The organism is Streptomyces sp. NPDC031274, assembly GCF_055570235.1.
Genome location: NZ_JBVIHP010000443.1, coordinates 1 through 1,074, shown reverse-complemented (window position 1 = coordinate 1,074; position 1,074 = coordinate 1). Strand labels below are relative to the sequence as shown.

Below are 1,074 nucleotides of genomic sequence, written 5' to 3'. Positions count from 1 at the left end.
TCGTCGCGCCAGCGACGCACGGTGGTGGCGGAGATGTCGTTGCCGCCGGCCATGTCTGCCAGGCGCAGGTCGTGCCGGAGTACGGCCAGGACGATCACCGCGATCCTCCCGGGCGGCAGCGCCCGCCACCTCGACCGTATGGCCCTCAGATGGCGTCGCAGCAGGTCGGCTAGGTGGTTCAGGGTGCGCGTGGCCAGGGGCAGGCGGCACTGGTAGACCAAGGAGGCAGGGTCCCCGGTGTGCTCTTTGGTTTTCGTCACACAATTCCAACAGCCGCCGGGGGCTCCTCAGTTACGGCCCAGTACTTCGCCGATCTGCCGGGTCGCGACCGGCCCGCTGGCCTGCCGCACAGCGGTCAGGTTGCGCTGATACTCCGCCGGCAGCGCGGAGTCAGCCACCCCCAACCCGCGGTCCGGGACGCGCCGCACCGCCCGGCCCGACGCCCACGACAACGGACGGAAATCCACAGACCCACCCCTGCCAGACGACCTGTACCGCAGGCTGCCATCCACGACCAGCACCAGAACCTGGGACCACCTCATGCCAGGGCCCTGAACAGCCACTTCACGGTGGCGCGGCTCACTGTTCGCGCAACTGCTCGGCGGCTTCCTGGTACGCCTCTGCTGCGCGGGTGAAGTAGTCGAAAAGGACGTCGAGTTGCTCCGGCGTATAGCTGCCGAGGATCTGGCCGATCTTCTGGTGGGCAGGGGCCATGACGCGGTCGAGGTCCGCGGGTTCGCCGACCGGTTCCACAGTCACCTTGCGCCGGTCGCCGGGGTCGGGCGCGCGGCGTACGTAGCCCGCCTGCTCCAGGCGGTCGATCAGGCGGGTGGTCGGTCCGGTCGTCAGGCCGGTGCGCGAGGCCAGTTCGCCCGGGGTCATCGCGCCCGCCAGATGAAGGATGTTCAGCGCGTACAGATCGGTGGCGCCGAGCTTGCACGCGTGGGCGCTCGCGTGGCTGTGCAGCAGCACCGCGCTGAGGTACTGGCGGTAGATCTCACCCGCATCGGGGCGCATCGACGGCGTTGACAAGGATTCCTCCACTCCCTAATCTCTTCCTCAGAGAAGAGACTT

1 protein-coding gene and 1 pseudogene are annotated in these 1,074 nt (G+C 68.5%); both read right to left on the bottom strand.

All coding sequences use genetic code 11. The annotated features are described in order from the left end of the window. Positions 1–221 (bottom strand): annotated as a pseudogene (locus ACZ5CR_RS47045) (IS5/IS1182 family transposase); the annotation flags it as partial. A gap of 358 nt (positions 222–579) precedes the next feature. Beyond that, positions 580–1,032 carry a MarR family winged helix-turn-helix transcriptional regulator gene (locus tag ACZ5CR_RS47040; RefSeq protein ID WP_468870209.1) on the bottom strand — a complete coding sequence of 151 codons (453 nt, stop codon included), beginning with the start codon at positions 1,030–1,032 and terminating at the stop codon, positions 580–582. Positions 1,033–1,074 lie beyond the last annotated feature (42 nt).